Below are 8,141 nucleotides of genomic sequence, written 5' to 3' on the forward strand. Positions count from 1 at the left end.
GGGTGTGGCGGTGCAGTACCTCGGGCTGCCCGCGCCGGCCTGGGCCAGCCCGAGGTACTGCACCGCCACACCCAGGCTGGCGAGCAGCTCGTCCAGGGCCGCCCCCGACCGGAGCCCGGGGCTGCTCCCGGTCCCCGTCGGGCGGGCGTCACCGTGCCGGCTCCCGGCCGGCTCCTCCCGGCTTTCCGGCCCACCGCCGTACGACACCAGCCACAGCGCCGGAACGGTGACGCAGATGCCCAGCCACGCCGCACCGCCGGGCCGGTCACCGAGGAGGACGACCCCGCACAGCACGGACAGCGCGACCCCGGTGAGCGCGCTGACCGGCACCACCACGGTCATGCTGCCCCGGCTCAGCCCCCGGTTCAGACACGTCATCGCGATCCCGCTCCCGACCCCGGAGACCGCACCCCACAGCACGTCCGGGAGCCGTACGTCCGGTGCCGGTACGGCGAACGCCACCACGAGCGCCATCAGCAGGCCGCCCGCCTGGCCGAGCAACGTGACCACGGTGAAGTGCGCCCGACGGGACAACAGCCCGCCGGCGAAGTCGACGATGCCGTACAGCGCGGCGGACGTGAGCGAGGAAGGCGGCCATTCGTCCGTGGGTGCCCAAAGGGAGCCGGTCCATGGTGCATCGCGACGGCGGAAGGGGTACTCGGAAGCGGTTCCGAGCAGTCCTGAGCGGTCCCCGCCCCGGCTCGCACCCGGGCCGCCGAGCGCTCCGGCACGGGAAGCGCTCCGGCCAGGCTTCCGGTTCCGCCCGAGGAGGTGTCCCCGGATGAGTCCCACCGAGCACGCGAGTCCGACGAGGGCCCGCTCCCCGGACCCGCGGGCCTACGACGCTGAGCCGTTCCTCCCGGGTCGCGGCGGTCTGCCCGCCCACCGCAGGGCCGCGGCCGACTGCCAAGGCTGTCCCCTGCACGAGGACGCCACGCAGACCGTCTTCGGCACGGGGGACGGCTCCGCCCGGCTTTTGCTCGTCGGCGAGCAGCCGGGGGACCAGGAGGACAGGCAGGGCGAGCCCTTCGTCGGCCCCGCCGGGCGGCTGCTGCGGCGCGCCCTCGACGAGGCCGGCATCGACTGGGACACGGCCTATGTGACCAACGCGGTCAAGCACTTCAAGTTCACGCGGCCCCCGGGCCGCGGCAAACGCCGTATCCACAAGGCGCCCGACCTGCGCGAGGTCGCCGCCTGCCGCCCCTGGCTGCTCGCCGAACTCCGCCTGGTCCAACCCGAGATCGTGGTGGCCCTCGGCGCCACCGCAGGCAAGGCACTGCTCGGCGGCTCCTTCCGGGTCACCAAGGACCGCGGCACGCTGCTGCCCCTGCCCGCCGGGGGAGCCGAGGGAGCGTACGTGGTCGCCACCCTGCACCCCTCCGCCGTACTTCGCGCCGACGACCGCGACGCCGCGTACGCCGGACTGGTGTCCGACCTCAGGGTGGCCGCCGAGGCGTTGGCGGAGAGCGAACCCCGTTCTCGACCCTAGGGGTCCCTAGCCCTGGCCGTCACCCCCGGTCACCAAGACCACCTCCAGGGTGCGCGGGCCGTGCACGCCCTCCACCCGGTCAAGTTCGATGTCGCTCGTGGCGGACGGGCCCGAGATCCATGTCAACGGGCGGGCCGGGTCGAGGAGTTCGAGGGCCTGTGGCACCGACGAGACGACCTGGTCCGGCACGCGCACGACGCAGACGTGATGGTCCGGCACCAGGGTGATCCGGCGGCGGCCCTGGTCGGGGGAGCCGTCCAGCACGATCGTGCCGGTCTCGGCGATCGCGAGGGCGCAGGCGGTGACGACGCTGTCGACCCGGTCCAGCTCGTGCGCGGTGCTCTCGCCCCGGTCAGGCACCCGGGGCAGATCCGTCGCCGACAGCCAGTCCTCGCTCAGCCCGGACGGCACCAGCACCGTCTTCGAGCCGTGCGCGCGCAACAGCCCGGCGATCACCTCCGCCAGCCCGTCCGTGTCCGTACGGTGCACGAGCGCCCGGTAGTCCGCCAGGTTCTCCGCCAGCAACTCCACCGTCTCGTCGGCGCTCAGCCCGCCGTGCTCACGGACATAGTCCCGCCGCACGGCCTGCTCGTACGGAGTGTCGTCCCGGCGCACGTCGGCGAGGGCACGCCGCACCCGCCCCAGGATCAGATCCCTGCTGCTCACTTGCCCGTGTCCTTTCCGCCGTTAGTCCGCTGCCACCAGTCCCGGAACGGCTCGGGGGGCAGCGCGGGCAGATCACGGCTGCCGCTCCACGCCTTGCCCGGGCCCGGCAGCGTACGAGGGTGGAAGCGGCGCGTGCGGGACGCGAGCCGCTGTCCGGTGCGCAGCGCGCCGGGGTGGCTGAACGCCCACCGCGCCGCACGCATCGCCGCCCGCTCGGCCGCGTGCCCCTTCGCGGGCTTGAGCACGACCTTGTTGCCCCCTTCCGTCACCGGGCCGCCCTGGGCCACCCGTTCCCGCAGGTGCACCAGCACCTCCGGGATGTCGATGGCGACCGGACACACCTCGTAGCAGGCGCCGCACAGCGAGGAGGCGTACGGCAGTGAGGAGTCGATCTCGCTTCCCGTGCCCCGGAGCTGCGGGCTGAGGATGGCGCCGATCGGGCCCGGGTACACCGAGCCGTACGCGTGGCCGCCAGCCCGCTCGTACACCGGGCAGACGTTGAGACAGGCCGAACAGCGGATGCAGCGCAGGGCCTGCCGGCCGACCTCGTCGGCGAGCGTGTCGGTGCGGCCGTTGTCGATGAGGACAAGGTGGAAGGTCTGCGGCCCGTCAGCCGTCTCGGAGTCCGTCGTGCCCGTCCAGGTGGAGGTGTACGGGTTCATCCGCTCGGCGGTGGAGGAGCGGGGGAGGGTCTGGAGAAACACCTCCAGGTCCTGCCAGGTCGGCACGATCTTCTCGATGCCGACGACCGAGATCAGCGTCTCGGGGAGGGTGAGGCACATCCGGCCGTTGCCCTCGGACTCCACGACCACCAGCGTGCCGGTCTCCGCGACCATGAAGTTGGCGCCGGAGACACCGACCTTGGCCCGCAGGAACTTCTCCCGCAGGTGCAGCCGCGCCGCCTCCGCCAGCTCGGCCGGCGTGTCGGTCAGGCCCTCGGGGGCGGGGCGCCCCCACTCGCTCATCTCGCGGGTGAAGATGTCCCGGATCTCGCCCCGGTTGCGGTGGATCGCCGGGACCAGGATGTGCGAGGGCCGGTCTTTGCCCAACTGCACGATGAGTTCGGCGAGGTCGGTCTCGTAGGCGTGGATGCCCTCGGCCTCCAGCGCCTCGTTCAGCCCGATCTCCTGCGTGGCCATCGACTTGACCTTGACGACCTCGCTCTCGCCGGTCGCCTTGACGAGATACGTGACGATCCGGTTGGCCTCGTCCGCGTCGGCGGCCCAGTGGACCGTGCCGCCCGCCGCCGTGACCGACTCCTCCAGCTGCACGAGGTACCGGTCGAGATGACGGAGCGTGTGGTCCTTGATCTGCTTGCCCGCCTCGCGCAGCTCCGCCCAGTCGGACACCTCCGCGACCGCGCTCGCGCGTTTGGCGCGGATGGTGTGGGTGGCGTGGCGCAGGTTCCCGCGCAGGGTCGTGTTGTGGACGGCCTCGTGCGCGGCCTTAGGGAACGCCGGCATACCGACGAACGTCCCGCTCATACCAGCGGCTCCTCTTCCGTGCTCGCCAGGATCTCCGCGATGTGGACGGGCCGCAGGTCCGTCCGCAGCCGGGTCATCGTGCCGCCGAGGTGCATCAGGCAGGAGTTGTCGGCCGCGCACAGCACCTCGGCGCCCGTCGACTCGGCGTTGCGCACCTTGTCCGCGCCCATCGCCGCCGAGACGTCGGAGTTCTTCATGGCGAACGTGCCGCCGAAGCCACAGCACTCGTCGGCCCCGGGCAACTCCACCAGCTCCAGCCCCTTCACGGCCTCGAGCAGCCGCCGGGGCCGCTCACCGAGGCCGAGGCCCCGCAGCCCGTGACAGGTCGGGTGGTAGGTCACCTTGTGCGGGTAGTACGCGCCTACGTCCGTCACGCCCAGCACGTCCACCAGGAACTCGGTCAGCTCGTACGTCTTCGGCACGACCGGCGCCAGCGTCCGCGCCAGACCGTCCCCGCGCCCCTCCGCCCGGGCCCGCTCACCCATGCGTGGATACAGCTCCCGCACCATCGCCCCGCAGGAGCCGGACGGCGTCACGATCGCCTCGTACTCCTGAAATACATCGGAGAACTTCCGGGCCAGCGGCTCTGCCTCCCGTCGGTACCCGGTGTTGTAGTGCGCCTGCCCGCAGCAGGTCTGGCCCATCGGGAAGTCGATGTCGACACCCAGCCTGGCCAGGAGTTTCACCACGGCTCGGCCGGTGTCCGGATAGAGCGTGTCGTTGACACAGGTCAGGAACAGAGCGACACGCATCGCGGCTCCTAGGGGATCGGTCATCGGATGAGTGCAGAGTACGACGCGCGAACGCGAAGAGCGAGAGGCCCAGCGTGACGATCGGCGGACACGGGCTGATCCGTGCGCCGATCGTCGACGGGGGAGCTCCCGGCGGGGGAGGCCGCCCCGTCACCTTCCGGCGAGCCGGTCCTCCGCCGCGCGCCAGGCCGCCGGGTCGCCCTGCGGCTCGTACCGCACCAGCGGCTGGGTGCGGGCGAGCAGCTGCCGCATCGAGGCCCGGTCGCCGACCAGGCCGTGGGTGCGGGCCTGGACGAGGACGTTGCCCAGGGCGGCCGCCTCCGCCGGTCCGGCCACCACCGGCAGCCCGCAGGCGTCGGCGGTGAGCTGGCAGAGCAGGGCGTTGCGGGTGCCGCCGCCCACGATGTGGACGACGTCGACGGGGTGGTCGGCCAGCGCCTGGGCCTCGGCGACGGCCCGCCGGTGGGCGAGGGCGAGCGAGTCCAGGATGCAGCGGGTGATCTCGGCGGGTGTCGCCGGGACGGGTTGCCCCGACTCCCGGCACGCCTGCGCGATCCGCTCGGGCATCCGTCCGGGCGCGAGGAACGCCGCGTCCCCGGCGTCCACCACCGACCGCAGCGCGGGCACCGTCGCGGCCTCCCGCAGCAACTCACCGAGATCCGGGTCCCCCCAGTCCCGTACGCACTCCTGGAGCAGCCACAGTCCCATGATGTTCCGGAGGTAACGGACCGTGCCGTCGAGCCCCAGCTCATTGGTGAAGTTGGCCGCCCGGCTCGCCTCGGTCAGCACGGGGGCCTGAAGCTCGAGACCGGCCAGCGACCAGGTCCCGGTGCAGATGTACGCGAACCGCTCCCCGGTCGCCGGCACGGCCGCCACCGCCGAGGCGGTGTCGTGCGACCCGACCGTCGTCACCGGCACCGGGCCGGAGAGCCCCGTGGCCTCCAGCACCTCGGGGCGCAGCAGGCCCGCGGGGTCGCCGGGCTGCCGCAGCGGTGCGAACAGACCGAGGTCGATCCCCAGCCGGTCCGCGACGTCCCGCGACCAGTCACGGGTCCGGGGGTCGATCAGCTGGGTGGTGGAGGCGTTGGTCAGCTCGGTGCCCGGCTCCCCGGTCAGCCAGTACGTCAGCAGATCGGGAATGAGCAACAACCGCTCGGCATAAGCGAACTGGGCGGACGACCGGGCGGCCACCAGTTGATACAGCGTGTTGAACGGCGCGTACTGCAACCCGGTCGCCGCGTACAGCTCGGCGGCGGGCACGGTCGCCCACACCTTCTCCGCGACACCCTCGGTGCGGGCGTCCCGGTAGTGCACCGGATTGCCCAGCAGGGCCCCGTCCGCGTCCAGCAGCCCGTAGTCGACGGCCCAGCTGTCGATCCCGACGGAGTCGACCCGGCCACCACCCAGGGCGCCGGCCGCCCTCAGCCCGTCGAGGACGCCCGCGTACAGCGACAGCACGTCCCAGCGCAGCCCCTCGGGCGTCCGCACCGGCCGGTTCGGGAACCGGTGCGCCTCGACCAGCTCCAGCGAGTCCCGCCCCGCGCGGCCGACCATGACGCGCCCGCTGGACGCACCGAGGTCGACCGCCGCGTACGACTTCACGGACCCGCCGGTCACACGCGCGCTCATCGGAGGAAGGCGGCGGCCACGCCGGCGTCGACCGGGACGTGCAGACCGGTGGTGTGGGTCAGCTCGCCGCCGGTCAGCGCGAACACCGCGTTCGCCACGTGCTCCGGCAGCACCTCGCGCTTGAGGATGGTCCGCTGGGCGTAGAACTCGCCGAGCTTCTCCTCCTGGATCCCGTACGTCGCCGCGCGCTGGGCACCCCAGCCGGCCGCGAAGATCCCCGAACCGCGCACGACACCGTCCGGGTTGACCCCGTTGACGCGGATGCCGTGCTCACCCAGCTCGGCGGCGAGCAGCCGCACCTGGTGCGCCTGGTCGGCCTTGGTGGCGGAGTAGGCGATGTTGTTGGGCCCGGCGAAGACGGCGTTCTTCGAGGCGATGTAGACGATGTCGCCGCCCAGCCCCTGCGCGATCATCACCCGCGCCGCCTCGCGCGACACCAGGAACGACCCACGGGCCATGATGTCGTGCTGCAGGTCCCAGTCCTTCGCGGACGTCTCCAGCAGCGGCTTGGAGATCGAGATGCCGGCGTTGTTGACGACGAGGTCGACCCCGCCGAAGGCGAGCGCGGCGGCCTTGAACGCCTCCTCGATCTGATGCTCGTTCGTCACGTCGACGGTCACGGCGACGGCCTTGTCCGCCCCGCCCAGCTCCTCGGCGACGGCGGCGGCGTTGTCGGCGTTGAGGTCGGCGACGACGACACAGGCGCCCTCGGACACGAGCCGGTGCGCGATGGCCTTGCCGATCCCGCTGCCCGCCCCGGTCACCAGCGCGACCCGGGTCGCCAGCGGCTTGGGCTTCGGCATCCGCTGGAGCTTGGCCTCCTCCAGCGCCCAGTACTCGATGCGGAACTTCTCCGACTCCTCGATCGGCGCGTACGTCGACACCGCCTCGGCGCCCCGCATCACGTTGATCGCGTTGACGTAGAACTCGCCGGCCACCCGCGCGGTCTGCTTGTCCTTGCCGAAGCTGAACATGCCCACTCCCGGGATCAGCACGATCGCCGGGTCGGCGCCGCGCATCGCGGGGGAGTCGGGCTCGGCGTGCCGCTGGTAGTAGGCGGCGTACTCCTCGCGGTACTCGGCGTGCAGCTCCTTCAGCCGGGCGATCGCCGCGTCCAGGTCGGAGGTCGGCGGCAGGTCGAGCACCAGCGGGCGGACCTTCGTACGCAGGAAGTGGTCGGGGCAGGAGGTCCCGAGGGAGGCGAGCCGCGGGTGCTCGGCGGCGGCCAGGAAGTCGAGGACCACGTCGGAGTCGGTGAAGTGCCCGACCTGCGCCCTGTCCTGCGAGGCGACGGCCCGGACGTACGGGGCGAGAGCGGCGGCCCGCTCGCGACGCGCGGCGGCTTCGAGGGCCTGGTATCCCTCGACGACGGGCCCGAACGGCTCGGCCTTCCCCTTCTCCTCCAGGAACGCCTCGGCCGTACGAATGATGTGCAGCGAGTTCTTCTCGCACTCCTCGGCGGTGTCGCCCCAGGCGGTGATGCCGTGCCCACCGAGCACACAGCCGATGGCCTGCGGGTTCTCCCGCTTCACGGCGGCGATGTCCAGCCCCAGCTGGAAGCCGGGCCGCCGCCACGGCACCCACACCACGCTGTCCCCGAAGCACTCGGCGGTCAGCTTCTCGCCGTCGGCCGCGCAGGCGAGCGCGATCCCGGAGTCCGGGTGCAGATGATCCACATGAGCCGCGTCCACCAGCCCGTGCATCGCGGTGTCGATCGACGGCGCCGCACCGCCCTTGCCGTGCAGGCAGTAGTCGAACGCGGCCACCATCTCGTCCTCGCGCTCGACCCCCGGGTAGACGTCGACGAGCGCCCGCATCCGGTCCAGCCGCAGCACGGCGAGCCCGGCCTCGGTCAGGGTGCCCAGGTCGCCCCCGGACCCCTTCACCCACATCAGCTCCACATCACCTCCGGTGACGGGATCGGTGTCGGTGCCCTTGGCGGAGGCGTTGCCGCCGGCGTAGTTGGTGTTCCGGGGATCGGCACCGAGCCGCCGGGACCGGGCGAGCAGAGCTGCGGCTTCGGGATGGGTTGCCATGTGCGATCAATCCTTACGGTGTGATGAGTACGGGGTCGTCCTCTTTAAAAAAATTACGCCGGCGGAGAAAAAACTTTGTTAAGAT

7 protein-coding genes are annotated in these 8,141 nt (G+C 72.1%); 1 reads left to right on the forward strand and 6 read right to left on the reverse strand.

The window, feature by feature from the left end; genetic code table 11:
* Positions 1 to 792, reverse strand: a 792-nt coding sequence (locus P1P70_RS35790) for a DMT family transporter (protein WP_319245228.1), incomplete at its 3' end; no start/stop codon positions are given.
* On the opposite strand from P1P70_RS35790, the gene P1P70_RS35795 reads away from it, so the two are divergent.
* Entirely contained in the window at positions 782 to 1,489 is a 708-nt protein-coding gene (locus P1P70_RS35795; RefSeq protein WP_319245229.1) for a UdgX family uracil-DNA binding protein, read from the forward strand. The two genes, P1P70_RS35790 and P1P70_RS35795, sit on opposite strands and share 11 nt — an antisense overlap.
* Positions 1,490 to 1,495: 6 nt before the next feature.
* On the opposite strand, the gene P1P70_RS35800 is transcribed toward P1P70_RS35795, so the two are convergent.
* The 5 genes from P1P70_RS35800 to P1P70_RS35820 all read right to left on the reverse strand — a co-directional run bounded on the left by P1P70_RS35800 (position 1,496) and on the right by P1P70_RS35820 (position 8,056).
* Complete coding sequence (locus P1P70_RS35800; RefSeq protein WP_319245230.1) at positions 1,496 to 2,155, reverse strand: lactate utilization protein C; 660 nt, start codon at positions 2,153 to 2,155, stop codon at positions 1,496 to 1,498.
* Positions 2,152 to 3,639, reverse strand: coding sequence for a LutB/LldF family L-lactate oxidation iron-sulfur protein (locus tag P1P70_RS35805; protein WP_319245231.1), 1,488 nt, complete (start codon positions 3,637 to 3,639; stop codon positions 2,152 to 2,154). Before P1P70_RS35805 ends, P1P70_RS35800 begins: the two co-directional genes overlap by 4 nt.
* Positions 3,636 to 4,391, reverse strand: coding sequence for a (Fe-S)-binding protein (locus P1P70_RS35810; RefSeq protein WP_319245232.1), 756 nt, complete (start codon positions 4,389 to 4,391; stop codon positions 3,636 to 3,638). The genes P1P70_RS35805 and P1P70_RS35810 overlap by 4 nt, the downstream gene beginning before the upstream one ends.
* 150 nt (positions 4,392 to 4,541) lie before the next feature.
* The gene (locus P1P70_RS35815) at positions 4,542 to 6,020 is read right to left on the reverse strand and encodes a rhamnulokinase family protein (protein WP_319245233.1); all 1,479 of its coding nucleotides are present in this window, start codon (positions 6,018 to 6,020) and stop codon (positions 4,542 to 4,544) included.
* Positions 6,017 to 8,056, reverse strand: coding sequence for a bifunctional aldolase/short-chain dehydrogenase (locus tag P1P70_RS35820; RefSeq protein WP_319245235.1), 2,040 nt, complete (start codon positions 8,054 to 8,056; stop codon positions 6,017 to 6,019). Before P1P70_RS35820 ends, P1P70_RS35815 begins: the two co-directional genes overlap by 4 nt.
* Positions 8,057 to 8,141: the final 85 nt, after the last annotated feature.

This window comes from Streptomyces sp. MB09-02B, assembly GCF_033794485.1.
GTDB lineage: Bacteria > Actinomycetota > Actinomycetes > Streptomycetales > Streptomycetaceae > Streptomyces.